This is a genomic window from Rhodococcus sp. EPR-147 (assembly GCF_001647185.1).
GTDB lineage: Bacteria > Actinomycetota > Actinomycetes > Mycobacteriales > Mycobacteriaceae > Rhodococcoides.
Window position 1 is genome coordinate 1 of record NZ_LVCU01000208.1, and the last position, 24,555, is coordinate 24,555.

At 63.9% G+C, this 24,555-nt stretch carries 29 protein-coding genes and 1 tRNA gene; 20 read left to right on the forward strand and 10 right to left on the reverse strand.

Features of this window, described 5'->3' with window-relative positions:
• Positions 1 to 119 precede the first annotated feature (119 nt).
• The 4 genes from mscL to A2J02_RS10160 all read right to left on the reverse strand — a co-directional run bounded on the left by mscL (position 120) and on the right by A2J02_RS10160 (position 2,480).
• A complete protein-coding gene (mscL, locus tag A2J02_RS10145; RefSeq protein ID WP_068049748.1) occupies positions 120 to 593 on the reverse strand; it encodes a large conductance mechanosensitive channel protein MscL in 474 nt (157 codons plus the stop codon).
• 43 nt (positions 594 to 636) lie between these two features.
• Positions 637 to 1,299: an SAF domain-containing protein gene (locus A2J02_RS10150; protein ID WP_068049750.1), complete on the reverse strand. Its 663-nt coding sequence runs from the start codon at positions 1,297 to 1,299 to the stop codon at positions 637 to 639.
• Between the two features lie 89 nt (positions 1,300 to 1,388).
• Positions 1,389 to 1,733, reverse strand: a complete 345-nt coding sequence (locus A2J02_RS10155; protein ID WP_068049753.1) for an FmdB family zinc ribbon protein — start codon at positions 1,731 to 1,733, stop codon at positions 1,389 to 1,391.
• Positions 1,734 to 1,886: 153 nt separating this feature from the next.
• The gene (locus tag A2J02_RS10160) at positions 1,887 to 2,480 is read right to left on the reverse strand and encodes a 5-formyltetrahydrofolate cyclo-ligase (protein WP_068049755.1); all 594 of its coding nucleotides are present in this window, start codon (positions 2,478 to 2,480) and stop codon (positions 1,887 to 1,889) included.
• 107 nt (positions 2,481 to 2,587) lie between these two features.
• Here A2J02_RS10160 and A2J02_RS10165 point away from each other — a divergent pair, with 107 nt between their 5' ends.
• The 13 genes from A2J02_RS10165 (at position 2,588) to A2J02_RS10220 (ending at position 12,929) form a co-directional block, all read left to right on the forward strand.
• A complete protein-coding gene (locus A2J02_RS10165) occupies positions 2,588 to 3,541 on the forward strand; it encodes a UTP--glucose-1-phosphate uridylyltransferase (protein WP_037192236.1) in 954 nt (317 codons plus the stop codon).
• A 33-nt stretch (positions 3,542 to 3,574) separates the two neighbouring features.
• On the forward strand, positions 3,575 to 4,834 hold the full coding sequence (gene glp, locus A2J02_RS10170; protein WP_032395737.1) for a molybdotransferase-like divisome protein Glp: 1,260 nt from the start codon (positions 3,575 to 3,577) through the stop codon (positions 4,832 to 4,834).
• A gap of 105 nt (positions 4,835 to 4,939) precedes the next feature.
• Positions 4,940 to 5,587 (forward strand): GNAT family N-acetyltransferase, encoded by a 648-nt coding sequence (locus A2J02_RS10175; protein ID WP_068049757.1) that lies wholly within the window; start codon positions 4,940 to 4,942, stop codon positions 5,585 to 5,587.
• Positions 5,588 to 5,724: 137 nt separating this feature from the next.
• Complete coding sequence (sepX, locus tag A2J02_RS10180) at positions 5,725 to 6,594, forward strand: divisome protein SepX/GlpR (protein WP_068049759.1); 870 nt, start codon at positions 5,725 to 5,727, stop codon at positions 6,592 to 6,594.
• Between the two features lie 55 nt (positions 6,595 to 6,649).
• A tRNA-Ala gene (locus A2J02_RS10185) sits at positions 6,650 to 6,722 on the forward strand.
• A gap of 368 nt (positions 6,723 to 7,090) precedes the next feature.
• Positions 7,091 to 7,933 (forward strand): glycosyltransferase family 2 protein, encoded by an 843-nt coding sequence (locus A2J02_RS10190; protein WP_068049761.1) that lies wholly within the window; start codon positions 7,091 to 7,093, stop codon positions 7,931 to 7,933.
• Complete coding sequence (locus A2J02_RS10195; RefSeq protein WP_068049763.1) at positions 7,930 to 8,574, forward strand: acyltransferase; 645 nt, start codon at positions 7,930 to 7,932, stop codon at positions 8,572 to 8,574. The genes A2J02_RS10190 and A2J02_RS10195 overlap by 4 nt, the downstream gene beginning before the upstream one ends.
• A gap of 166 nt (positions 8,575 to 8,740) precedes the next feature.
• Positions 8,741 to 9,604, forward strand: a complete 864-nt coding sequence (locus tag A2J02_RS10200; protein WP_176460589.1) for a glycosyltransferase family A protein — start codon at positions 8,741 to 8,743, stop codon at positions 9,602 to 9,604.
• A 368-nt stretch (positions 9,605 to 9,972) separates the two neighbouring features.
• Positions 9,973 to 10,425, forward strand: a complete 453-nt coding sequence (locus A2J02_RS10205; protein ID WP_068049769.1) for a GyrI-like domain-containing protein — start codon at positions 9,973 to 9,975, stop codon at positions 10,423 to 10,425.
• Between the two features lie 11 nt (positions 10,426 to 10,436).
• Entirely contained in the window at positions 10,437 to 10,859 is a 423-nt protein-coding gene (locus tag A2J02_RS10210; protein WP_082899497.1) for a GyrI-like domain-containing protein, read from the forward strand.
• Positions 10,860 to 11,047: 188 nt separating this feature from the next.
• On the forward strand, positions 11,048 to 11,722 hold the full coding sequence (locus tag A2J02_RS10215; RefSeq protein WP_068049771.1) for a ScbR family autoregulator-binding transcription factor: 675 nt from the start codon (positions 11,048 to 11,050) through the stop codon (positions 11,720 to 11,722).
• 58 nt (positions 11,723 to 11,780) lie between these two features.
• The gene (locus tag A2J02_RS28225; RefSeq protein WP_176460553.1) at positions 11,781 to 11,951 is read left to right on the forward strand and encodes a hypothetical protein; all 171 of its coding nucleotides are present in this window, start codon (positions 11,781 to 11,783) and stop codon (positions 11,949 to 11,951) included.
• Between the two features lie 75 nt (positions 11,952 to 12,026).
• A complete protein-coding gene (locus tag A2J02_RS10220) occupies positions 12,027 to 12,929 on the forward strand; it encodes an SDR family oxidoreductase (protein WP_068049773.1) in 903 nt (300 codons plus the stop codon).
• Here the strand turns inward: A2J02_RS10220 and soxR are convergent.
• Positions 12,845 to 13,345, reverse strand: a complete 501-nt coding sequence (gene soxR, locus A2J02_RS27215; RefSeq protein WP_068283494.1) for a redox-sensitive transcriptional activator SoxR — start codon at positions 13,343 to 13,345, stop codon at positions 12,845 to 12,847. The genes A2J02_RS10220 and soxR overlap by 85 nt on opposite strands.
• 64 nt (positions 13,346 to 13,409) lie before the next feature.
• Here soxR and A2J02_RS10225 point away from each other — a divergent pair, with 64 nt between their 5' ends.
• Entirely contained in the window at positions 13,410 to 14,648 is a 1,239-nt protein-coding gene (locus A2J02_RS10225; RefSeq protein ID WP_068049779.1) for an arginine deiminase, read from the forward strand.
• 4 nt (positions 14,649 to 14,652) lie between these two features.
• Here A2J02_RS10225 and arsC read toward each other — a convergent pair whose 3' ends face one another.
• Entirely contained in the window at positions 14,653 to 15,000 is a 348-nt protein-coding gene (gene arsC / locus A2J02_RS10230; RefSeq protein WP_068049781.1) for an arsenate reductase (glutaredoxin), read from the reverse strand.
• Positions 15,001 to 15,062: 62 nt separating this feature from the next.
• Between arsC and A2J02_RS10235 the strand changes: the two genes are divergently transcribed.
• From A2J02_RS10235 to A2J02_RS10245, 3 genes are all read left to right on the forward strand, one after another.
• Positions 15,063 to 15,731, forward strand: coding sequence for an NAD(P)H-binding protein (locus A2J02_RS10235; protein WP_068049783.1), 669 nt, complete (start codon positions 15,063 to 15,065; stop codon positions 15,729 to 15,731).
• A 10-nt stretch (positions 15,732 to 15,741) separates the two neighbouring features.
• The gene (locus A2J02_RS10240) at positions 15,742 to 16,110 is read left to right on the forward strand and encodes a GntR family transcriptional regulator (RefSeq protein WP_068049785.1); all 369 of its coding nucleotides are present in this window, start codon (positions 15,742 to 15,744) and stop codon (positions 16,108 to 16,110) included.
• 66 nt (positions 16,111 to 16,176) lie between these two features.
• Positions 16,177 to 16,599: a DoxX family protein gene (locus A2J02_RS10245; RefSeq protein WP_068049787.1), complete on the forward strand. Its 423-nt coding sequence runs from the start codon at positions 16,177 to 16,179 to the stop codon at positions 16,597 to 16,599.
• Between the two features lie 4 nt (positions 16,600 to 16,603).
• Here the strand turns inward: A2J02_RS10245 and A2J02_RS10250 are convergent, their stop codons facing one another.
• Positions 16,604 to 18,115, reverse strand: a complete 1,512-nt coding sequence (locus A2J02_RS10250) for a dolichyl-phosphate-mannose--protein mannosyltransferase (RefSeq protein WP_068049825.1) — start codon at positions 18,113 to 18,115, stop codon at positions 16,604 to 16,606.
• Positions 18,116 to 18,222: 107 nt separating this feature from the next.
• Here A2J02_RS10250 and rsmI point away from each other — a divergent pair, with 107 nt between their 5' ends.
• Positions 18,223 to 19,047: a 16S rRNA (cytidine(1402)-2'-O)-methyltransferase gene (gene rsmI / locus A2J02_RS10255; RefSeq protein WP_068049826.1), complete on the forward strand. Its 825-nt coding sequence runs from the start codon at positions 18,223 to 18,225 to the stop codon at positions 19,045 to 19,047.
• A gap of 4 nt (positions 19,048 to 19,051) precedes the next feature.
• On the opposite strand, the gene A2J02_RS10260 is transcribed toward rsmI, so the two are convergent.
• Together A2J02_RS10260 and A2J02_RS10265 are read right to left on the reverse strand one after the other, a co-directional pair.
• On the reverse strand, positions 19,052 to 19,480 hold the full coding sequence (locus A2J02_RS10260) for an SRPBCC family protein (protein ID WP_068049789.1): 429 nt from the start codon (positions 19,478 to 19,480) through the stop codon (positions 19,052 to 19,054).
• A gap of 14 nt (positions 19,481 to 19,494) precedes the next feature.
• Positions 19,495 to 20,514: an alpha/beta hydrolase gene (locus A2J02_RS10265; RefSeq protein ID WP_068049791.1), complete on the reverse strand. Its 1,020-nt coding sequence runs from the start codon at positions 20,512 to 20,514 to the stop codon at positions 19,495 to 19,497.
• Between the two features lie 171 nt (positions 20,515 to 20,685).
• Here A2J02_RS10265 and A2J02_RS10270 point away from each other — a divergent pair, with 171 nt between their 5' ends.
• On the forward strand, positions 20,686 to 22,065 hold the full coding sequence (locus A2J02_RS10270; protein WP_068049828.1) for a WS/DGAT/MGAT family O-acyltransferase: 1,380 nt from the start codon (positions 20,686 to 20,688) through the stop codon (positions 22,063 to 22,065).
• A gap of 71 nt (positions 22,066 to 22,136) precedes the next feature.
• Here the strand turns inward: A2J02_RS10270 and metG are convergent, their stop codons facing one another.
• Positions 22,137 to 23,681 carry a methionine--tRNA ligase gene (gene metG / locus A2J02_RS10275; protein WP_068049793.1) on the reverse strand — a complete coding sequence of 515 codons (1,545 nt, stop codon included), beginning with the start codon at positions 23,679 to 23,681 and terminating at the stop codon, positions 22,137 to 22,139.
• A 21-nt stretch (positions 23,682 to 23,702) separates the two neighbouring features.
• On the opposite strand from metG, the gene A2J02_RS10280 reads away from it, so the two are divergent.
• On the forward strand, positions 23,703 to 24,530 hold the full coding sequence (locus A2J02_RS10280; RefSeq protein ID WP_068049794.1) for a TatD family hydrolase: 828 nt from the start codon (positions 23,703 to 23,705) through the stop codon (positions 24,528 to 24,530).
• Positions 24,531 to 24,555 lie beyond the last annotated feature (25 nt).

A 24,555-nucleotide genomic window follows, 5' to 3' on the forward strand; every position in this document is an offset into this window, starting at 1 on the left:
CTTCCGCTGTCGACGTTCACCAACTGAGTTCTGCTGGGTCACCCCCACAACGAATGAATGCGCCATTCACGCTGTCAGACAACGTGAATGGCGCATTCATTCGTCGAAGCAGACGTGCGTCAGTCCTTGGAATGTTTGCCGAGATCGGGGGCTGCGTCCATGGCCTCGCCGCTACCGCCGGTGGTGTCGGCTGCGGTCGACAATTTCTGTCCCGCAGCGGTTCCACCCGCGAGGATGTCGCGAATCTGCACCAGCACGTCGACGTCGCTCAGTTCCTTCTCCGGCTGGCTCACGAAGCGTTTCTTCGCCGTGTTCACCGGCAGGATCAGCACGAAGTAGACCACCGCCGCGATGATGACGAAATTGATGACCGCGGTGATGACGGCACCGACGTTGACGAACGATTCCGGCGACGACGTGATCTGAAACCCAAAGCCGTATTCGTTGCTGCCACCGAGAGCGGCGACAAGGGGGTTGATGACGTTCGTCGTGAATGCGGTGACGATAGCGGTGAATGCTGCGCCGACGACGACGGCGACTGCGAGGTCCACCACGTTGCCGCGGAGTAGAAAGTCCTTGAAGCCCTTCAGCATGAGCCCTTCTCCCAACGTTCGGTTTGTTCTGTCTCGAGAGACGTTAGTGCAGGGTGACCGTGAGCGCGCTGACCAAGGAGGCGGCCGCCACCGTCGTAGCGTCGTTCGTCGGTAGGGCCAGTAAGACGACTCGGTCTCGCTGCCGATTGCCACCGGCGTCGGCGGAGACGAGCACAACCATCGCTCCCGACGCCAGCACCCGTGCCGCGGGCACCGCATTCGGGTCGTCCTGAGCCTCGACCGTCAGCACGTCGACGCGATCACCTTCACGCAGTAGATCGGTCACCGCGGCATCGGCGAGATGTACCGGTACGACGCGTGCCTCGGTCCCCAGCGTCGTCGTGGCGGTCCGAGATCCGAGCAGGCGCACGTCGGTGAGCAGTTCGCCCGCTCGGACCGGCCCGGTGAGCGTCTGGCCGTCCACGGCCTCGGATTCGACGAGTGCGCCCTCGGGGACGTTCGCCCCGTCCCACTCTGCGACGGCGATATCGGCCTGCGTCAGTACGGTGCCGGGTGTCAGGTCTCGTCCGGCCGTGATCACCCGTACGCGGTCGTCGCCGGCGGCGTCGTCGAGGAACAGCACCAGTGCAACCGCGACCAGAACCCCGGCCGCGATCCGCCTGAATTTCGTGGATCCGACCCATGCCGGACGCAGGGTGACGCGATCGAGCAGCGTCGAGTCGAGTCGATTCTTGCCTGCAGCCATGGCGCTAACGGTATCGGTGGCCGAGCCGGAACAGGCACCGAAAAGGCCGGGCTGTGGATAACGGCCCGGCCTGTGGATGAAGCGGAAAACTACTGGCTGGCAGCAGCTTTCGTGGTCGAAGACGAAGAGGAACTGCTCGACGACGTCGAATCCGAAGATTTCTTCTCGGCGGGCTTCGAGTCGGTCTTGCTGTCCGATTTCGTGGCCGCCGCATCGGACTTCTTCTCGCCTGCGCCCTCGCTGGAGGTGCTGGAGCCGCCGCGGCTGTCGGTGCGGTAGAAGCCGCTGCCCTTGAAGACGATGCCGACGGAGTTGAACAGCTTGCGAAGCTTGCCCGAGCACGCGGGGCACACCGTCAGTGTGTCGTCGGTGAAGGACTGAACGATGTCGAAGCGGTTGTCGCACTCGGTGCATGCGTATGAGTAAGTGGGCATCGTGTTTCCTCCGCGCTGTTCACCGAGGAAATTCGCCGCTCTGCTGGCCGAGGCCGAACACCGCCGGTGTCTTGTCTGTTCGTCGAAACTGTCGAAACTGGGGAGAGCATTAGCACTCTACAGTCAGGAGTGCCAACGAATCGAATCCTAGCGTTATTCCGTACTCAAGCGTACGAGCCCGCCGGCGGTGAGCACGTGTGTCACCGGTCTGTCGTGCGATTCGGCAGGTAGACGATCGACCACTTCGCTCTCGCGCACCACCGCGACCAGCATCGCGTCGGGTCTGCACAGGTCGAGTGTTCGATCGTAGAAGCCCGCGCCTCGGCCCAGCCGGTTTCCGTTCCGGTCCACGGCCAGCGCCGGAACGAGAACCAGAGTGCACTCCGACACCGCGTCGGGATCGAGCGTCGGTCCCGACGGTTCCAACAGACCGAAGGGGGCTTTCACCAAAGATTCACGCCCGCCGTATCGAGCCCAGCGCAGGGGACCCGGCTCGTGCGCACTCGGAAGCAGAACGGCCGACCCGGCCGCGGCCATCGCGTCGAGCATCTCGATCGAACCCGGCTCCCGGCCGACCGGAACGTACGCGGCGACGACTGGGTGTTCGGCAGCCAATTCGCCGAGGACGTGACAGAGTGCAGAGGACTCCATTGCGCGTTGCGCACCGTCGAGCAGTCGGCGTTCGGCGAGAACATACTTTCGCCATCGATCCTTGGGCGTGTTCTCCGTGAAATCGGGAACGGTCACAACGATTCGTCCTCCCTTCCTGTGCTGTCGTTCAACGATATGCACTCGGGGGTAAAACGCAGCACACGGCGAGCAGATCACCAGAAACCATGGATAGGGTGAGCACCATGACAGAAGCCGTTACAGCGACGACCGCCGCCACGCCCGTGCATTTCCGCACGGCCATCGTTCCCGCAGCGGGCATGGGTACCCGGTTCCTGCCGGCCACGAAAACCGTTCCGAAAGAACTGCTTCCAGTGGTCGACACTCCCGGTATCGAGCTCGTCGCCGGCGAAGCCGCAGATTCCGGCGCACAGCGACTGGTGATCGTCACCTCCCCCGGCAAGGACGGCGTCGTCGCCCACTTCGTCGAAGACCTCGTCCTCGAGAACAAGCTCGAGGCCAGCGGCAAGCTCGAAATGCTCGAGAAGGTGCGGGTTGCCCCCGGTCTGCTCGACGTCCAGTCGGTCATTCAGCACGAGCCGCTCGGACTCGGACATGCCGTCGCCTGCGCCGAGGAAGTTCTCGACGACGACGAGGATTCCGTTGCCGTTCTGCTTCCCGACGATCTGGTGATGCCCCGCGGTGTGCTCGACGTCATGGCCCGCGTCCGCGCCAAGCGCGGAGGCTCGGTGTTGTGCGCCATCGAGGTTCCCGACGACAAGGTCTCCTCCTACGGCGTCTTCTCCGTCGAGATCGTGCCCGACGCGGTCAACCCGAACGTCCTCAAGGTCACCGGTATGGTCGAAAAGCCCAAGCAGGAGGACGCCCCGTCCAACCTGGCCGCCGCGGGCCGGTACCTGCTCGACCGCGCGATCTTCGACGCTCTACGACGGATCAAGCCCGGCGCAGGCGGCGAGCTGCAGCTCACCGACGCCATTGCGCTGCTGATCGAAGAAGGCCACCCCGTCCACGTGGTGGTGCACCGCGGATCGAGACACGACCTCGGAAATCCCGGGGGATACCTGCGCGCTGCGGTTGACTTTGCTCTACAACGTGACGACTACGGTCCGGCGCTGCGTGAATGGCTGAACGAACGCTTGAGCGACAGCTGGGCACCGGAACTGACCACGTACGAATAGCATCGCGGGTCGATGCCATAGAGGAAGGGCCAGATGCGCTCGGTCGAAGATCAGCAGACCAGGGTGACCGCCGCGGCGGTGGCTCCACGGCCTGTTCGGGTCGCCATCTCGGAAGCACAGGGCCTGCTGTGTGCAGAAGAAGTGGTCACCGAGCGTCCCCTTCCCGGTTTCGACCAGGCAGCCATCGACGGCTACGCGGTACGGAGCGTCGATGTGGCGGCCGCGGGCACCGACCTGCGCAACGAGGACGACGAACGCATCGACCTGACGCTTCCCGTCGTCGGCGAGGTGTCCGCCGGATCGCGTCAACCCATCCGGCTGCAGCCACGTCAGGCTGTGCGAGTCGACACCGGCGCACCGCTGCCCACCCTGGCCGACGCGGTGTTGCCGTTGGATCGAACCGACAGCGGTCGCGCCCGCGTCAAGGTGTTCCGTCCCGTGCGCTCGGGCGACTACGTCCGAAAGATCGGCGACGACGTACAGCCCGGTGATGTGGCGGTGCGCGCAGGCACGATCATCGGCGCAGCTCAGGTGGGACTGCTCGCAGCCGTCGGGCGCGACAAGGTGCTGGTGCATCCGCGGCCGCGGCTGTCGGTGATCTCCGTGGGCGGCGAACTGGTCGACACCGATCGGACCCCGGGGCCCGGTCAGGTGTACGACGTGAACTCCTATGCGCTGGCCGCCGCGGCGCGCGACGCCGGAGCAGACGTCAACCGCGTCGGGATCGTCAGCACCGATCCCAAGCGACTGCGCGAAGTGGTCGAGGGTCAGTTGATCCGTTCCGAGATCGTGGTCATCGCCGGAGCGGTCGGCGGCGGTGCATCGGACGGTGTGCGTGAGGCGCTCGGCGAACTCGGCGACATGGAAGTGGAGCGAGTTGCCATGCACCCCGGCTCCGTTCAGGGGTTCGGCCAACTCGGACGCGACGAAGTACCAACCTTTCTGTTGCCGGCCAACCCCGTCAGCGCGTTGGTGGTGTTCGAGGTGATGGTGCGTCCGCTGATTCGCATCGCCCTGGGCCGACGGCAGCCGATGCGACGGACCGTGACCGCCCGAACCGTCGCGCCGATCACCTCGATCGAGGACCGCAAGGGATTTCTCCGCGGCCAGCTCATGCGCGACGAGGGAACCGGTGAATACCTGGTTCAGGCTCTCGGCGGTGCACCCGGATCGTCCTCGCATCTGTTGGCCACGCTCGCCGAGGCGAACTGCCTGGTCGTCATCGATCCCGAGGTCACCGAAATCCGAACCGGCGAGGAAGTCAAGGTCTCGTTCCTCGCTCAGCGAGGCTGATGCCATGTGAGCGCGGGGCCTGCCGGTCGTTCCGCAGGCTCCACTCCCGCCTCGACTTCTGCTACGAGTTTTCGCTCACTTGCGCGCAGCGCATACGATCGACGGATGCCGCGAACGTGGTCGAGCCACCCAGGTTGGCCGGCGAAATTGGGTCCAGTGCGAGTGGCCGGCGGAACTGTCACGTTGCGGCCGGTACGGATGCGCGACGCGGCCGCGTGGAGTCGGATTCGTACTGCGGATCGCGCCCACCTCGAACCCTGGGAGCCCAGTGGTGAGGGCAGCTGGAATTCGCGACACCACATCTCCTCGTGGCCGACCTTGTGCTCTGGCCTGAAGTCCGAGGCGCGCAAGGGACACATGCTGCCGATGGTCATCGAAGTCGACGGCGAATTCTGTGGCCAGATCACCACCGGAAACATCGTGCGGGGCGCACTGCGTTCGGCCTGGATCGGGTACTGGGTCTCCAAGGAGGTCAACGGCAAGGGTGTGGCCACCGCGGCGCTGGCACTCGGTCTCGATCACTGCTTCGGCCCGGTCGGACTCCATCGCGTCGAGGCGACGGTGCGGCCGGAGAACCTGGCCAGCCAAGCAGTGCTGCGCAACGTCGGCTTTCGCGAAGAGGGACTGCTCTACAAGTACCTCGACGTCGACGGCGAATGGCGCGATCACAAGCTCGTCGCGATCACCTCGGGTGAGGTGCAGGGAACCGTCGTCGATCGGTTGGTTCGCGCGGGCCGGGCTGCGTGGGCCTGACGGCCGACCGCGTCTGATGTTGTCAAAGTGACAGGAGTGTAATTCGGGTCGGCGCGTCTGCATCGTTCTCGCGCCTCCTCCCCATAGCCTGATGACGTCACAAGTGTCACCGTTGCCCAGGGAGGAGAACATCGCCGATGCCGAACTCGATCATCTGGATCGGTCTCGTAGCCGTCTGGCTCTTCGTTCTTCTGCCCATGCTGATGACCAAGCGTCCGCAGATCATGCAGACGACCGACGCAGCGCTCGCGACCCGCGTGCTGCATCGGGGTGGCACTAAGCGAAAGCAGCGCGGCCCCGCGACCGGGCACCGCAGTGATCCCCACTGGCGACCGGAGGACGACCTGCGAGTCTCCGCGCCGGCCCGAGAGATCTTCGGCCCCGCGATTGCGACTGTTCGTCCAGACTCACCCGATCTACCCGGTACCGCGGAGGACCCGATGGACACTCACGCAGCAGACAGCGACCTCGAGCGCGATGCACCCGACTCGGAGGCATCGAGTGCAAGTTCGCCCGCGCACGAACCCGGTGTCGTCGACGACGATTTCGTCCCTCGCCGACGCGGCCGCGGCGGTTTCGACCCCGAGGCCGATGCGATCGCCCGTGCCGCGCGGTACGCGTTTCGACAGCGCGCAGTTCTGGGGTTGGTATTCGCGGCGATCACCACTGCAGCTCTGGCCTTCATCATTTCTCCGACGGTTTGGTGGCTGTGCGGACTGTCCGTCGCCGTCCTCGTCGGTTACCTGTACTACCTGCGTCGTCAGGTGCAGATCGAGGAAGAGGTCCGTCGACGTCGGCTCACCCGGATGGGCCGGTCCCGTCTCGGTGTGGAATCGGAGACCGACGACGAACTCGAGCTCGTCCCGCAGCGGTTGCGTCGCCCCGGTGCGGTGGTGCTCGAGATCGACGACGAGGATCCCGAATTCGAGCATCTCGATCACTACGAGGAGCCGTTCCAGGCACGTCGTGACGAGGACCGGGACATGCGCAGAGCCCAGGGCGCGTAGCTGCCGCCCGAAGCGGCTTTGCTAGAGTTACCCAGCCGGTCGACATGACGGCGAAGGGGCTGTGGCGCAGTTGGTAGCGCGTCTCGTTCGCATCGAGAAGGTCAGGGGTTCGATTCCCCTCAGCTCCACCCCAGCCGAGAACCGTCACTCACACGAGTGGCGGTTTTTTCGTTGTCCGGTAGCAGTTGTCCGATAGCGACGGCGGCGAATATTACCGCGAAGTGAATTCCGAATGGATTTGTATCGACCGAACTAGGTGGTCGGTTCGGGGGTTCATTCGTGATGGCGGGTGCTGGATAAACCCCAACTGCACTATCGGCGCGCAAAACCTTCGATTCGATTGTTTGAAGCGTCGTGGCCTGTCTTCGGGAATCTTTCGGACCCGTGAGCTGCGGATATGCAATTCGGACATCTTTAGGCAATTACCGGGACATGTCGTAAGTTCTAAGAGGTTGCTGTGAAGAATTGAAATGTCGAAATTTGTCAGGGGATCGAAATGAACACGCTCAGTGTGGTAATTCCGGTGCTCGACGAGGTCGATCATCTGGGCGAATGCTTGACGCTGCTGCTCGATCAGGGCGACGACATCGACCGCATCGTCGTGGTGGACAACGGGTCCACCGACGGAACGCTTCAATTGGTGAACAACGTTCGCGCGCGGACGAACAAGGTCGTGCTGGTGCACGAACCCAATCGCGGCGTGGTCCATGCTCGCAACACCGGATTCGACCTGGTGGACTCGTCGATCATCGGTCGAATCGACGCCGACACCCGTGTACGACCCGGGTGGGCGCGCTCGATCGTCGATTTCTTCGACGAGCATTCCACCGTCGCTGCCACGGGTGGCCGGACGTTCTTGTACGAATCACCCTGGGCCCGACCTCTGGCGTGGATGCACTCGCGCGCCGAGCGACGTGAGCCCTCGGTGCGCTCTGCGCTGGCGGTATCGGGTAACAACTTCGCGATCCGCGCATCGGCCTGGCGCACGGTTCGCGGTGCGGTCAGTGAGCGAACCTGCGTACACGAGGACATCGACCTGTGCCTGTGCCTGGCCGCCGAGCATCTGCCCGTCGCCCAGAACGGATGGATGAAGGCCGCAGTGTCCGGTAGGCGCGCGACCACATCGCCGGTGAAGTACATCCACTATGCGTTGGCCGGCTACCGGTCGTACGAGGAGCACGGTCTCGCGTCGCGCAAGCTGGGTCGCATCGTGGCCATGGATTGGCTGATGCACACACTGCGCTGGCCCATCTCGCGACTGTTCGCAGTCGTACCGTGCCGGGCTCTGCCGGTCGACGATCGTGCCGAGTCCGACGAACGGATGCGAGCTGCCGCGTGACGGCTCTCTCGCGTGTCCGCGACTGGATGCGTGACCCGGGGGACGTCCGCTGGGCCCTCGTGCAGATGCGTCAGGCGACCGTCGTTTCGTTGGCGAACGTGCCGTTCCTGCCTGCAGTGCTGCGCGCATCCGTTCTGCGGCCTGCGGGTCTACGGACGACCGGTCCGTGCCTGATGTACGGCGGTTCCATGATTCAAGGACAAGCATCGGTTCGGTTGGGAACCGGCGTGTTCGTGAACTTCGGCTGCTATTTCGACACTGTTGCCGACATCGTGATCGGTGATCATGTCTTCATCGCCGATCACGTTCGCATTCTCACCAGTACGCACGAGACCGGGCCGTCGCGGCGTCGAGCAGGCGCACTGCGGGGAGAGTCGGTGGTGATCGGTCCAGGAGCGTGGATCGGGTCCGGCGTGGTCGTGATGCCGGGTGTGCGCATCGGTGCCGGATGCATCATCGGGGCGAACTCGCTGGTGACACGAGACTGCGAACCGGATGGCGTGTACGTCGGGTCCCCGGCGCGCCGGCGCAGAGAGTTGAACGCCCCTCCCGTAGCGGAGCAGTGGATCGGGGACAAGGCCGGTTCTCGTGATCGGGAGGCGATGCGACGATTGATACTTCCTCCGAATTCCGAATTCTGAACCATAAAGTCCGAATAATTCGACGGGTTCTTTTCTTGAAGTAATGATGTAGCATCGTCAACGTCAGCGGCTCGGAATCGAATGCATTCACCGTGTAAGGATACCGGGCTACACGATTGCCAAAAATGTGTCAGGGGTTGGCGTTGTGAATACTCTTTCCATTGTTGTGCCTGCGTTCGACGAGTCGGCTCACATAGGCGAATGCCTGGATGCTTTGCTCGTTCAGCGCGAACGCATTCACGAGATAATTGTCGTCGACAACAATTCGACCGACGACACCGCGGCCATCGTCACCGAATACGCGCGGCGTTTTCCGCAGGTGGTTCTGCTGCGAGAGTCCGAGCGCGGCGTCGTGCACGCCCGCAACGCCGGTTTCGATCACGCTCGCGGATCGGTCATCGGCCGCATCGACGCCGATACCCGGATCGAGGCAGGCTGGGTCGACTCGGTTCTCGACTTCTTCGAGCGCCGCCTCGACTACGTCGCAGTCACCGGGCCGATCTACCTCTACGACTCCCCGTGGGCGCGACCGTACCGGGCGTTCGTCGACCGTTCCGTACGGAAAAGGCCCTCTGAGCGTTGGGTTTCCGCAGCTTCGGGCAACAATTTCGCCATCCGCAGATCCGCGTGGGAAGCGGTTCGCGCTCGCACGAGTCTGCGTACCGATCTGCACGAGGACATCGATCTGTCGCTGTGTATCGACAAGGTCGGTTTGCGGATCGCGCAGATCGAGCCGATGCGCGTCGAGGTGTCCGGACGTCGTTTGCTGACGCCACCGCTCGAGTACCGGCACTACGTCCGGAGTTCGTATCGCACGTGGGCTCATCATGGGCTGGCCGGCGGTTGGTTGCGCAGATTGCTGATTTCGGACCTGGTTCTGCACACGATGCATTGGCCCCTGACGCGAATTCTGTCGTCGTGCGAATCTCGGATTCTTCCGGTGTCGCATTCCGGAGCGGGCACTTCATCTGTGCGTGAGCTGTCCGGTATTCGCGACGAGAGTTACGCTGCCGCAACGCGCGGAGAGTGAATCGTTCGACATTGTTCTGTGCCCGATTCGCAGTCGGGGGAATATAGGACCGCGCTGTGCGCGGGGACCGTCGATCCGTACCGGTTTCACGTATCGATTCTTCGACAGGTGCAGGCACGGCCGGAGTTGACCGCGGAATCGAGCGCGTCCGGTCGACGGGACAGGGTGGGACGCGGTAACCGATGCGGCTTCCGGATCTGTGGAGAAACCGTCGACGACGGCTGTTGCGGCGATCGAAACGGGTGCGAAGTACGGTTGATCGATTGACGATCCACCTACCAGTCGCGCCGGTAGATTGACGGGCGATATTGTGAACGGACCGGTTCCGAGCACAGGATCTGCCCCTGCAACTTCTCTACGGAGTGTGAATGTCGTTCGAGATCGTCGACCTCGCTGAAACGTGGGTCGCGGGTCTCCCCGTTCGCAGCCCCAAACGGGCGCTCGGCCGCCTCGACGACCCGGCTCTCGATCAAGCGTGGTCCGCAGTTCTCAATCAGGAGACCTCGGGTCCGCTCGCGTCCATTTATACCGACTTCGCCCCCGGTATCGGCTCGTACAATACGCAGGTAGTCGGTTATCAGTGTTCTTCGCTCGATCGAGTTGCGCGCGGACATCTGGTGGCAAAAGTGCCCGCGGCGAAATACGCACGGTTTTCTGCGGTGGGGTATTTCCCCGACGTTCTCACCCGATTGTGGAACCAGATCGATCATGCCGAAGAGCAGGGCGAGATAGTGCGATCGTTCACCGGCGACTACGAGTGCTATCCCCACGCCTACAAGATCGACCTCTATCTGGCGATCACCGCGCCCGGCGGTTCGTGATGACCTTCCGGGTGACCGCACGCAGTGCAGAGCTGTTCAGTGGGTTGGTGGCACCGCGAGTGGAGCCCGGCGCGGAATCGAGCGGCAGCGAATGGATGCGATTCCTGCGAGATCGTCTGCGCGAGAAGCATATCGACGCGCATCAGGTGTGCACGGTGTACGTTCCGGATCCCCACGGTACGGTCAACGCGGGGGTCGCCGTCTCGGTGGACTCGCCCGGCGACGTCGCGGTGGGGGATGTCTTCGTGTCGGTACCGACCGGCGTGTTCGCGGTATTCACGCCCACCGGAGCATTGGCGGATCCGATCGAGGACGTGTGGGCTCAGGTCGAAGAGTGCGTTATGTCCGGATCGATATTTCGCGCCTACAAAGAGGAAGTCGAAGTCGTTACGAATACCGGAGAAGTGGAACTTTTCATTTCAATCGTTTTGTAAACGAGCCGTTCTTCATGCAATTGTCACTTTCGAATCACAAAATCGCCACCGAACCGGTTACTATTGTCGAGCGCTGGCAGCCCGACAGGGCGAAGTGAATTCCACGTTCACCTCGATCGGCCTACGGGTAGGCAGTGGATACAGAGCGTCGATGTCATGCAAGGTCGACAGAGCAGGGGTGTTCCAACATGGTGAGACAACTGAGAGCAGAAGCAACGCGAGCGGCCGCACTGCGGGCTGCAGCAGATCTCTTCCTCGAGGTGGGGCATGCGAATGCCACGCTGAGTCAGGTGTCAGCGCAGTCCGGTGTGACCAAAGGTGCGTTGTACTTCCATTTCGCGTCCAAGGAAGAACTGGCGCGTGCGATCGTCGACGAGGGGCACGATCGCGTGTCCACTGCGTGCGCCGGCTTGGTCGACAGTCGCAGCCCGGCTCTCGAGTCCGTCATCGGAATCTCGTATTCGGTACTCGAGCTCGCCGCATCGGATCCCCTGGTGCGCGTCATGTACCGGTTGCAGATGGAGATCGACGGATCCGACACCGCCCGCGGCAGTGTGTTCGGTACCTGGGGAAACATCTTCGAGCACCTCTTCGAGCGGGCAATCGAGCACGGTGACGTCGCCGACCATCTGGATGCGGGCAACGCGGCGCTGCTGGTGTGCGAGATGCTCGCCGGAGTTCTGATGGTGTCCGAGGCGCAGTCCCGGCTGGAGGATGCCCCCTCGCGCATGGAGAAGGTCTGGAACACGGTCCTCCCGTCGCTGGTGCCCGCTGACAAACTTGCCTACTTCCGCGAATTCGCGGCGCGGAGTCTGTCCAGTTTCGTGCGCGAGAGCATCACGTCGGCATCTGTCACAGTCTGAAAATTCCGTGATCTCGGGGTGCTTGCCGCACACCCGGTTGCCGGGCACACTGTGTGACATGGAACACACTGTGCACCGGCCTCGGATGTCGGACAACGAACTCCGGAAAGCGATCGGAACCCTGCAGCAGCGCGCGGACGACGCACGCAAACAGGGTGCCGACGACGATGCTGCGCGAATCGAGCGCACCATCGCCGACTACCGAGACGAGATGTCGCAAAGATTGTGACAACCCTCCCGGTAGTCACCGCGTAGGGTCGAAGTCGAACTGACACGTGGCAACCGGTGGGGGTTACAAGCTTCGATGGCTACATACGATCTGCGCGGTAAGAAGACGTTGATCACTGGAGCAGGCAGCGGAATCGGTCGGGCAACGGCCATCGCTGCTGCAGGAGTGGGAGCGGAACTCTTCCTGACCGATATCAACGGCACCGGTTTGGCGGAGACGGTGGACCTGGTCGGTCGCGCGGGCGGTACCGTCAGTCACTCGTTGCCCTTCGATGTGTCCGATTTCGAGGCCGTCACCGCGTTCGCGGACGACATTCACGCCGAGTTCGGCAGCCTGGACGTCGTGATGAACGTTGCCGGAATCTCCGCATGGGGAACCGTCGAGAATCTCGAACACCGGCACTGGAAGTCGATGGTCGACGTCAATCTGATGGGCCCTATTCACATCATCGAGAAGTTCCTACCTCCGATGATCGACGCCGGACGGGGTGGCCATCTGGTCAACGTCTCGTCCGCCGCCGGATTGATTCCCCTTCCGTGGCACGCTGCCTACAGCGCCAGCAAGTACGGTCTGCGCGGAGTCTCCGAAGTGCTCAAATACGACCTCAAGCGCCACGGAATCGGCGTCAGCCTGGTGGTACCCGGTGGCGTCAAGACCGGTCTGGTGCAGACGCTTCAGATCGCCGGCGTCGATCGTGACGATCCGCGGGTACAGAAGTTGCAACATCGGTTCGAGAAGCGTGCCGTGGAACCCTCGGTTGTCGCCGACGCCATTCTCGCCGGAATTGCCAAGCGCAAGTACCTCGTCTACTCCTCCAACGACATCCGATTCGGGTACTGGGTCGCCAGAAAATTCGCCCCGCCCTACGAATTCGTACTGCAGAAGGCGAACGATCAGTTCTCCAAGCTGCTCGTGCCGCGTCGAGTCGAGGGTTCGTCGAAATCGACGTCCAGTGTGCGCGCACCGGGCCCCGAGTAGGACAGTTCGTCGTGTGGGTTGACCAATGCGCAGCCGGCCAGCGACAGGCAGCCGCACCCGATGCACCCGGTCAAGTTGTCCCGAAGCCGGATCAATTGCTCTATCCGAGAGTCGAGTTCGCGATGCCACTGCGTCGAGAGCCTGGCCCAGTCCTCGCGTGTCGGAGTCCGCTCGTCCGGTAGTTCGCTCAACGCCTGCCGGATGTTCGCCAGTGGGATCCCGACCTTCTGCGAGATCCGGATGAAGGCAACCCGGCGCAGAGTTTCGCGATGAAATCGGCGCTGATTTCCCGAGGTTCGGCGACTGCTGATCAGCCCCTGTTTCTCGTAGAAGTGCAAGGCCGAGACCGCAACTCCGCTGCGCTCGGACAGCTGGCCGGGAGTCAGTTCTCGGACGTTCCACTCGGGCATCGGCACGACCTCGACAATACTTCAGGTCCTGATCCCAGCGGCGGCAGGCGAATGGGATTACCGTTCGTTCATGAGTGTCGATGCGGTTGCGGGCCCGTTGGGTGCCGACTCCGAGGTAGGGGTGCTGCGCACCGTCATGCTGCACCGGCCGGGAGACGAGCTTCGACGCCTCACACCGCGCAACAACGATCAGCTGCTGTTCGACGGTCTGCCGTGGGTCGATCGCGCACAGGACGAGCACGACGCGTTCGCCGATCTCCTGCGAGGTCGAGGGGTCACGGTGCTGCTCCTCGGCGAACTTCTCACCGAGGCCATGACGGTCAGCGGCGCAGCGCGAATGCAAGGTATCTCCGCCGCCGTCGATGCCCGACGGCTCGGCCGGTCGCTCGCCGAGGACCTCGCCCAACATCTGCGGGGTGTGCCCGCGGCCGAATTGGCGCAGATCCTCATGGCGGGAATGACTTTCGACGAGTTGCTCGAGGCGGAGACGGGGGACCCGCAACCGAGCGGGGCATCGCTGGTTCGGCGAATGCATCACGGTGGGGACTTCGTCATCGACCCGCTGCCGAACCTGTTGTTCACCCGCGACTCGTCGTTCTGGATAGACGATCGAGTGGCGATCACCTCGCTGGCGCTGCCTGCCCGTGTGCGGGAGACGTCGCTGACCGATCTGATCTATGCATTCCATCCGATGTTTCGCGGCGTGCGGCGCGCGTACGAGTCGCGGACCGCTCCGGTCGAAGGCGGCGACGTGCTGTTGCTCGCTCCGGGTGTGGTGGCAGTCGGAGTCGGCGAGCGCACCACACCCGCAGGCGCAGAAGCGTTGGCGCGCAGCCTGTTCGAGGACGATTTGGCGCACAGTGTGCTGGTGGTGCCGATCGCGCAGGAGCGCGCGTCCATGCATCTGGACACGGTGTGCACCATGGTCGATACCGACGCGGTGGTGATGTACCCGGCGATTCAGGACACGTTGTCCGCGTTCACCATTCACCGCGAAGATGCAGGGGTCACCATCCGCGGCGGTGACCCGTTCCTCGAGGCGGCCGCCGATGCGATGGGCATCGGCAAGCTGCGGTTGATCGATACCGGACTCGATCACGTCACCGCCGAGCGCGAACAATGGGACGACGGCAACAACACGCTCGCCATTGCGCCGGGAGTCGTCGTCGCGTACGAGCGCAACGTCGAAACGAACGCACGGCTGGAGGCGTCGGGCATCGAGGTACTGCGGATCTCCGGATCGGAACTGGGTTCGGGGCGAGGCGGCCCCCGATGCATGTCGTGCCCGGTGTCGCGCGAGAGGTTGTAGCGCTCTACAGCACGGTCTGTACTTTGTCGGCCGGGCGGGCGAGCACGGTGCCCTTGTCGGTCACCACGATCGGGCGCTCGATGAGTATCGGGTGCTGGACCATCGCCGCGATCAGCGTGTCGGCGTCCGCGCCTGCCAGCCCCAGTTCCTTGTAGATGCTCTCGCGAGTTCGAATGGCCTGACGCGGTTCGAGTCCGGCGTCGGCAAGCAGAGCGCGCAGTTCCTCCTCGGTGGGAGGCGAGTCGAGGTACCGAATCACCCGCGGCACCACACCGGTTTCCTCGATTGCTTTGAGGACCGTACGAGAGGTGTTGCACCGGGGATTGTGGTAGATGGTCGCCGAGCCAGTCATGTTTGCAATCCTGCCACGCGGGTAGCCACTCCGACAGATTCACGTCAGGAACGGGAGTGGTTATGACCGACAAGCGCATTGTCATTGCAGGTGGCCACGGCCAGATCGCGCAACATCTGACTCAGGTGCTCACGGCGCACGGAGATCGTGCGGTATCGCTGATTCGTAACAGCGACCACGTCGATGCCGTCACCGCGCTGGGCGCGCTGCCGCAGGTGATCGATCTCGAATCGGCCTCCGTCGACGAGGTTGCTGCCCTGCTCGCCGACGCGGACGCGGTGGTGTTCGCTGCAGGTGCGGGCCCGAACAGCGGTCCCGAGCGCAAGGACACGGTCGATCGTGCCGGCGCAGTGCTGCTGGCCGATGCGGCAGAGAAGGCAGGCGTTCGGCGCTACGTGCTGATCAGCTCGTTCGGTGCCGGGGAGCCGGTCGCCGAGGATCTCGATGCCGGCTGGAAGGCGTACATCGAGGCCAAAACTGCTGCGGAAGAGGATGTTTCGGCAAGAAGTGGACTGGACTGGACGATTCTGCGTCCGGGCAAGTTGACCGATGAGGACCCCACCGGCTCGGTATCGCTGACCGAGCCGCCGCTGGACTCGGGTGAGGTGACCCGCGCCGATGTGGCCGCGGTGATCGCGCAGTTGCTCGATACCGGCTCGGCCGTGCGCAAGACGCTGATGTTGACGTCCGGGCCGACTTCGATCGTCGACGCAGTCGACGCGCTCGGATAAGGCATCGACCGTGCGCGTACACATCGATTCGTCGAACACCACCCCGGTGTTCGAGCAGCTACGAATGCAGATTCTGGGGCTGGTGCGATCGGGCGATCTCATCGCCGGTACCAAGATCCCGACGGTCAGAGGTCTGGCCGAGGAACTCAAGATCGCACCGAACACGGTGGCGAAGACCTACCGGGAGCTCGAGCAGCAGGGAATCATCGAGACGAGGGGCCGGTCCGGTTCGTTCGTCGCGTCGGGCGGCGATCCGTCGCGCGACATCGCGGCCCGGGCGGCGACGGAGTTCGTCAGGACGGTCCGGTCCATCGGGCTGGACGACGATCAGGCTCGCTCGTTCCTCGAATCTGCCCTCAAGGGTGCGAACGGCAGTTAAGTTGACGCTTCAACCTACTTCTGTCAGGGTAGGGCTGCCCGTGTAGCCCTGTCAGAAGGAATTGTCATGAACTCCACCGTCGTACGCGACGTCGTTGCCCTCGTAGCTCGAATCGGCCTGGGTATCGTTTTCATCGCCCATGGCTGGCAGAAGCTCAACACCTACGGCCTCGACGGCACCGCAGCAAGCTTCGAGATGATGAACATTCCGCTGCCGACGGCGTCCGCCTACTTCGCCACATTCGTCGAACTCGTCGGCGGCGGTGCGCTCGTGCTGGGCATCTTCACTCCGGTCGCCGGCCTGCTGCTGTTTCTGAACATGCTCGGTGCGGCCGTCTTCGTGCACTTCGAGAACGGCGTGTTCGCTGCGGACAACGGCTACGAACTGGTCGTCGCTCTCGGGGTCGGCGCGCTGCTGCTCGCCGCTTTCGGTGCCGGACGCATCAGCATCGACGGACTCACCAAGGGCAAGACTGCGCTGCTTGCATAATCGCTCAGCGCCAGCTCGGCAGCCACAACTGTTGCTGCCACATCTCCGGCGTGATCGGCATTGCGGTCAGAATCGGCCATAGCCACACGAAGTTTGCGATCACCACGGCGAGGTACAGGGACACCAGTAGCAGTCCGGTACCTCGCCGTTCGGCCGATGCGGTGGCTTTGCCGATGATGTCGCCCAGCACCAGTGCGAAGCCCATCACCATGAACGGTGCGAGAGCCACCGCGTAGAAGTAGTACATCTGTCGGTCGAGTGTGGTGAACCACGGCAGCAGTGCTGCTGAGTACGCCACGAGCACTGTGGCGTAACGCCAGTCGCGTCGGACGAACACCGACCAGATCACCCAGGCCAGCATCGGCAGGGCCAGCCACCACATCGCGGGCGTGCCGATCAGCATGATCGCTTTGACACACGAGGACGCCGAGCAACCGGACACGTTCTCGCCGTCGGCGAAGTAGTACAGCATCGGGCGCAGACCCATCGGCCAGGTCCACGGCTTCGATTCCCACGGGTGTCGGTTGCCCGCCGAGTTCGTCAGTCCCTCATGGAATTGCAGCACGCTGCTGCTGTAGAACCACAGGGACCGCAACGCGTCGGGCACGAACGAGAACGGACCTCCCGCTCCGACGCCACTGCCGACCTCGTGTCGATACACGCCGGTCTCGGAGGTGAACCACGCCCACCAGGTCATCAGATACACGGCAATCGGAACGACCACCAGCGCGTACAGGGCAGGCCCGATGTCGCGCAACGCCGTTCCCCGCCACGGGCGTCGAACTCCGTATGCGCGGCGTGCCGCCACATCGAATGCCACGCTCAACAATCCGAAGAATGCGATGAAGTACAGACCCGACCACTTGGTGCCGCAGGCGAGTCCCAGCATGATGCCGGCTCCGAATCGCCACCACCGCACTCCCATTCGCGGACCGAGCACGCTGACGTCCATTCGACCTTCGGCGCGCACCCTCGACAGACGCTGTCGCATGTCGTCGCGGTCGACGACCAAGCAACCCAGCGCAGCGGTGACGAACAGCGCGAGAAAGATGTCCAGCATGCCGATGCGGCTGCTGACGAACGTCACGCCGTCGACGATGAGCAGAATGCCTGCGATAGCCCCGACCAGTGTCGATCGGGCGAGGCGTCGCACGATTCGAATGACCAACAGCACCAACAGGGTTCCGGCCACGGCCGAAGAGAAGCGCCAACCCCAGCCGTTGTAGCCGAACAGCGCCTCACCGATGGCGATCAGTTGCTTGCCGACCGGCGGATGCACCACCAGCCCGTAGGCCGGATTGTCCTCGAGCCCGCCGCCGGTGAGTACCTGATAGCCCTGCGGGGCGTAGTGCTTCTCGTCGAACACCGGGGTTCCGGCGTCGGTGGGGTATCGCAACATGGTGAAGCGCGTGATCGCGCAGATCACGGTGATGACGATGGTGACGATCCACCCGCGGCGGGCATCGGTGTCGTGGAACCAGTCGCGCGCGGCAACGGTGGGCCCGGGACTGACCATCGACCGGTCGCCGGAGCGCTCAGAGGTCAGCAAGGTCACGTACCGATCGTAGGCGTTGATCGGCAGTGCCCGGCACGCCGCTGCACAGCGTGCGGGACACTGGAGGCATGCTCATCCTTGCCGCCACCCCGATGGGCGACGTCGGTGATGCCTCGCAGCGCCTGCGTGATGCCCTCGGCACTGCCGATATCGTCGCCGCCGAGGACACCCGGCGCACCAAACAACTCGCGTCCTCGCTCGGCGTGGTGATCGCAGGAAGAGTGGTCAGCTTCTACGACCAGGTCGAAACCGCCCGCCTTCCGGCTCTCGTCGAGGCAGTGGGCGAGGGCAAGACGGTGTTGCTGGTGACCGACGCGGGGATGCCGTCGGTGAGCGACCCCGGCTACCGCCTCGTGGCAGCCTGCGTCGAGGCCGGTCTGCCGGTGACCTGTCTGCCCGGGCCGAGCGCGGTCACCACGGCCCTCGCGCTGTCCGGTCTGCCCGTCGAACGCTTCTGCTTCGACGGATTCGCGCCGCGCAAGCAAGGACAGCGACGCACCTACTTCCGAACCGTGCTCGCCGAACCGCGTGCCATCGTCTTCTTCGAGGCACCGCACCGTCTCGTCGCGTGCCTCGAGGACGCCGTCCACGTCCTCGGCCCCGACCGCCGCGCCGCGGTGTGCCGGGAGCTCACCAAGACCTACGAGGAGGTGCGCCGCGGCGGCCTGGGGGAGTTGCTCGAATGGGCGAGGGACGGGGTGCGCGGAGAAATCACCGTCGTGCTCGAAGGAGCCGTCGCCGTCGCCGAAGAGCCCGAGGATCTCGTTGCCGACGTGGAAACGCTGGTGGCGTCGGGCATGCGGTTGAAGGACGCCTGCGCTCAGGTGGCGGTCGACGGCGTCTCCAAACGTGAGGTCTACGAGGCCGTTCTCGCCGCACGTAAGGAGCAGTAGGGGCTCAGCCCGTCACTTGCTGACGCAGACCCTCGGTGGCCGCTTCGAGGATCGTCTTGGTTCCTTTCTTCACCAGGAAGCCAGGGAGCGGGATCTTCGGGTCCACGGTCAGCTCGAACTCGACATGGGTGCCGTTGCCCCTGGGCGTCAACGTGTATCGGCCGTCCTGAGCCTTCTGCTGAGTGCTCTCGACGAGAGTCCACGACACCTCGTTCTCCGACCACGTGTACTCGACGAGCTGCTCGTCGTTGACGCCGATGATCGAGACGTTCATCTTGACGTGGTGTGGCTTGCCGTCGTCGAACCGATCGACGACCTCGCACTTCTTGTGGACCGGGGACCACGAAGGGATGCCCTCGACGTCTGCGAGTACGTCCATTATTGCCGCTGCGTCTGCGTCGATGTCGACGGACTTGTTCGCTGTGACTGCCATGGGGAGAAGGTATCTCAGCTTTCTCTGCGGGGGCTGACGTTCCGCGCGAACTCGCCGATCGCTCTGAGCGCGCGGCGGGCCTCGGGAACGAAATCGGCTGCCTGGAACACGTGGACCTGATCCTCGTACACCTGAAGTTCGCACTCGACTCCGGCGACAGCGAGACGCTGAGCCATGAGTTCGGCGTCGGCATAGACCATTTCGGTGGAACCGACCTGGATCAGCACCGGCGGCATGCCGGCCAGATCACTGTCGACGGGTGAGACGCGCGGGCCCCGTTGGCCCTCTACGACGATGCGCGCATCGACGCGATCGGCCAATGCGGTCAGTGCGGGAACGGCGTTGGGCGGAAAGATCGAACACTTCGACGCGTTCTCGTGGTCGAGTTTGCCGGAGGGGTCCATGTCGGTCAGCGGGGACATGGTGAAGATCCCTGCGGGGGCGGGCAAATCGACGGTGCGCAGCGCCAGCGCGACCATGAACGCGAGATATCCGCCCGCCGAATCACCGCCGAGGACGATCTGTTCCGGGCGGTAACCGGAGTCGAGCAGGAAGCGGTACGCGTCGACGCCGTCCTCGACCGCGTGGCTGATCGGATTGCGAGGCATCATGCGATAGTTCACCGACAGCACCGCGCCGTCGATGTTCTCGGAGACGCGCGAGGTCATCCGGCGATGAGTGCGCAGGCCGCAGCAGACGAATGCGCCGCCGTGCATGTACAGGACGACGCGATCGCTTCCGGTGCCCTCGGCGCGAATCCATTCGGCCTCGCACTCGGCCAACATGACCCGGCTGCGGGTGGTACCGCTGATCTGCGGAACGAGCAGGCCTGCGTAGTCGACCAGCCCCATCGGCCACGGAAGCGACGGTGCCTGTGCCCAGACGGTCAGGAACGGTCGCACCGTGAACTGCAGGGACTTGGACAGAATCTGTGACTGCACACTCGCGCCACGGATATCGCGCCTGCGTGCGGTGGCTGTCGGGTCGGTCGATTTCACTACGGTGAGCGCCGGATTCATAGCCGTCGCCTCCATCCCCGTTGTCGTTGCGCGGCGCGTGTGCACCGTGCGTTGGAACCCCGCTCTATTTGGAACCCCTGGTAACGGACAATAGCGGGTAGCTTTTCGTGACCAGACGTAAGGTCGTGTTCTGAGTCACATTCGGTGCCGTACCGTGACCTAAAACAAATGGAAAAGGGACAGCTCATGGCACTCATGCCCATCACCGAATCGATGTTTCTGATCGCCGAGTCACGGGAGCACCCGATGCACGTGGGCGGTCTGGAGTTGTTCGTCCCGCCCGGCGATCCGCACGACTTCGCCGAGGAAGTGCACCGCAAGTTCACCACCGGTGAGGTGCACGAGCTCTTCCGCAAGCGGCCGTCGCGTCCGGTGCAGATCATGGGCAACCTGGCGTGGGCATTCGATCAGGACGTCGACTTCGAGTACCACGTTCGACGAACCGTGTTGCCTCAACCGGGACGCATTCGCGAGCTGTTCCAGTTCCTTTCGCTCAACCACAGCGCACCGCTGGACCGCTACCGGCCGATGTGGGAACTACACATCATCGAGGGATTGGCAGACGGCCGAATCGCGTTGTACACCAAGGTGCATCACTCGTTGGTCGACGGTGTCAGTGCACTGAAGCTGATGCAGCGCACGCTCACCACCGATCCCGACGATCGAAACGGCGTCGCAACGTGGGATCCGTCGCTGTTCGGTAGGCGCAAGAAGCAGGTCGCCGTCGAGCAGCCCGGGCGGTTGGCGCAGCTGGGCAGTGGGCTCTCGATGGGACGCAAGATCGTCGGGGACCTGGTGGATTTTGCGCCGGCGTCGGCTCGAATCGGATTGCGCGCGTTGAAGAAAGAGGGCGCACAACTGCCGTTGCAAGCGCCGAGGACGATGTTCAACGTGCCCATCGGAGGAGCCCGCCGTTTCGCCGCCGAAAGCTGGTCGATCGAGCGCATCCGCACGGTCGGGACTGCGCTCGACGCCACGCTCAACGACATGGTGCTCGCGATGTGCGCCGGGGCCCTCCGTGCGTATCTGATCGACCAGAACGAACTGCCCGAGGAACCGCTGATCGCCATGGTGCCGGTCTCGCTGCGCAAGGAGGGCGACGACAAGGACGCCGGAAACTCGGTGACGACCATCCTGTGCAATCTCGGAACCGACGAATCGGATCCGATCCTGCGGCTCGAGCGGATCAAGGATTCGACCGTCAAGGGCAAGCAGATGATGAGCGAGTTGAACACCCTCGAAGCGCTCACCGTCGGTGCGATCACCATGGCCCCGTTGCTGTTCGGGCCGGTGCCTGGATTCGTCGACTACACCCCGCCGCCGTTCAACGTCATCATCTCCAACGTGCCCGGATCGAAGGAAGACCTGTACTGGAACGGCGCGAAACTCGACGGCATCTACCCGGCGTCGATCGTGGCCGACGGGCAGGCGCTCAACATCACCGTCGCGAGCAACGGTGATTCGTTGAACTTCGGTCTCATCGGATGCCGACGCAGTGTGCCGCATCTGCAGCGCATGCTGACGCATCTGGAGAACACGTTGGAGGAGCTCGAGAAGACCTTGTGAGAGCGGCTTCGCCGCACGTGAGCGGAAACTCGTAGTGGGGGTCGAGGTTTCGCTCACGTGCGCGGAGCGCTCTACTCGTACTTGGGGAACACCGGCGTCGGGGTCGGCAGTGCAGTGCCGGGTACCGAACGTGTTGCGATGTCGGTGAATTCGCGGTTCGACGCCCCGAGCAGGTCGAGGATGCGCGACGCGGAATCGGGCATGACGGGTTGCGCCAGGATGCTGACGATGCGCAGCACCTCGATCGTCACGTACAGCACGGTGGCCATGCGATCGGGATCGGTCTTGCGCAGCACCCACGGCTGCTGCAGCGAGAAGTAGCGGTTGGTCTCGCCGAGTACCGACCAGATCGCCTCGAGCGCGGAATGGATTGCCTGCACGTCGAATTCGCGTCGGCAGATCTCCAGCAGCGCGTCCGCGCGAGCCAACATCGCCTCGTCCTCGGCGGTGAACTCGCCCGGGGTGGGGAGCTTTCCTTCGAGGTTCTTGGCGACCATCGTCAGCGAACGCTGCGCGAGGTTGCCCAGTTCGTTGGACAGGTCGGCGTTGACGCGCGCAACGATGGCCTCGTGGCTGTAGCTGCCGTCCTGACCGAACGAGACCTCGCGGAGGAAGAAGAAGCGCACCGGATCGAGACCGTAGTTCTCCACCAACGACTTCGGGTCCAGCACGTTGCCGAGGGACTTGGACATCTTCTCGCCCTTGACGTTCAGGAACCCGTGCACGAACACCCGCTTGGGTAGCTCGATGCCCGCGGACATCAGGAATGCCGGCCAGTAGACGGTGTGGAAGCGCGTGATGTCCTTGCCGATGATGTGCAGGTCGGCAGGCCAGAACTTTCGGTACGACTCGGATTCGGTCTCGGGATAGCCGGCACCGGTGAGGTAGTTGGTGAGCGCGTCTACCCACACGTACATCACGTGCTTCTCATCGCCGGGGACGGGAACGCCCCAGTCGAACGTGGTTCGGGAGATCGACAGATCCCGCAGGCCACCCTTGACGAAATTCACGATCTCGTTCCGGCGCGTGTTCGGAGCGATGAACTCCGGCGACGCGTCGTACAGCTCGAGCAGTTTGTCCTGGTACTGCGACAGTTTGAAGAAGTACGACGACTCCTCGGTCCACTCGACGGGAGTGTTCGTCTCCGTCGCGACGCGCGAGCCGTCCTCGGCGAGGGTGGTCTCGGCCTCGGTGTAGAACGCCTCGTCTCGCACCGAGTACCAGCCGGAGTAGGAATCGAGGTAGATGTCGCCGTTCGCCTCCATCCGCTTCCACAGTTCCTGGCTGGCGGCGTGGTGATCGGCGTCGGTGGTGCGGATGAACCGTCCGTACGAGATCTTCAGCAGGTCCTGCGCAGCCTGGAACGCGTCGGAGTTGCGCGCGGCGAGCTCGCGCACGTCCACGCCCTCGGTCTGTGCGGTCTGCTGCATCTTGAGGCCGTGCTCGTCGGTGCCCGTCAGGAATCGCACGTCGTAGCCGTCGAGGCGCTTGAAGCGCGCGATGGTGTCGGTGGCGATGTACTCGTAGGCGTGTCCGATGTGCGGAGCGCCGTTGGGGTACGCGATCGCCGTGGTGACGTAGAAGGGTGGCCGTGAGGCATCAGCTGGCGCAGTCATGGTGCGCCTACTCTAACTAGCGTGAGCAGAGACCGTCCCGCACCACCTTTGCCCGAGCCCGTCGGCACTCTCGTCGACGCGCACACCCACCTCGATGCGTGTGGGGCGACCGACGCGGCGAGTGTGGCCGCGATCGTGGACAAGGCCGAGTCCGTCGGTGTCACGCGCGTGGTCACGATCGCCGACGATCTCGATGCCGCTCGCTTCGCGGTCGACGCGGCGTCCTGGGATCCTCGGGTGTGGGCCGCGGTTGCGATCCATCCCACGCGCGCGAACGTGCTCGACGACGCGGCCAAGGCCGAGATCGAGCGGTTGGCCTCCGACCCTCGGGTGGTTGCCGTCGGGGAGACCGGGCTGGACTACTACTGGCCCGGCAAGCTCGACGGGTGCGCCACGGTGGCCGAGCAGCACGACGGATTTCGGTGGCACATCGATCTGGCGAAACGACTGGGTAAGCCGCTGATGATCCACAATCGCGAGGCCGACGAGGATCTGCTGGCTGTTCTGACGGCGGAGGGTGCTCCCGAGACGGTGATCTTCCACTGCTTCTCCGGCGGTCCCGAGACCGCGAAGGCGTGCGTCGACGCGGGCTACGTTCTCAGCTTCTCGGGGACCGTCAGTTTCAGGAACGCGCACGCCCTGCGGGAGGCCGCGGTACTGGTGCCCGACGAGCTGGTGCTGGTGGAGACCGACGCACCGTTCCTCACTCCGCATCCCTTCCGCGGTGCTCCCAACGAGTCGTACTGCCTGCCGTACACCGCGCGGGCGTTGGCCGAGATTCGTGGCCAGGATCCGGCGGAGCTCGCTGCGCACGCCACGGCCAATGCGGAGCGCGTGTACGGCCTGTAGCTGCTAAAGTTGCGGCGTGGGTACT